At 44.5% G+C, this 524-nt stretch carries 1 pseudogene; it reads left to right on the forward strand.

Going from position 1 to position 524, the window contains the following annotated elements:
* Positions 1 to 407 (forward strand): annotated as a pseudogene (locus R8O10_RS27370) (amino acid transporter); the annotation flags it as partial.
* Between the last annotated feature and the right edge of the window lie 117 nt (positions 408 to 524).

Consider the following 524-nt stretch of genomic DNA (forward strand, 5'->3'; position numbering starts at 1 on the left):
AAGGTGCTATCGTTAGCGTGTTGTCCTTAGTATTTATTCTGGTTCCAAACGTTACCCAAGGTATGTGGCTGCTGAACATCTTAATGACTCAGTTATCCATGGTGATGTACTTGTGTATCTTTATTAGTTTTTTGGTGTCACGACGCAAACACGCAAACATCGAACGACCATTTCGTGTCCCTGGCGGCAAAGTGGGAATGAGCTTAGTGGCAGGTTTAGGATTAATTAGCTGTATGATCACTATCGTGGTGTCGTTCGACGAACCAGCAGGTATCAGCGCAGAAACGGGCGCGTATGCACTCGTATTGGGGTTCATCGCATTTAGTTTGCCAGCTATCGCGGCGGTGATGTATCGCAATCGAAAAGTTCGCTCTCAAGCTCAACTAATCGAAGCTTTAGCAAGCTAATTTTTCCGAAATACGCAATAGATTAAAGCCGCGGCAGTTACCTGTCGCGGCTTTTTATTTTTACATATTTTGTCTAAAAGTCATGCAAAGCATTCTTGCAACCCCACGCGTTCTAGT

Origin of the sequence: Vibrio sp. 1727, from assembly GCF_033344415.1 — a bacterium.
GTDB classification, from domain to species: Bacteria; Pseudomonadota; Gammaproteobacteria; order Enterobacterales; family Vibrionaceae; genus Vibrio; species Vibrio alginolyticus.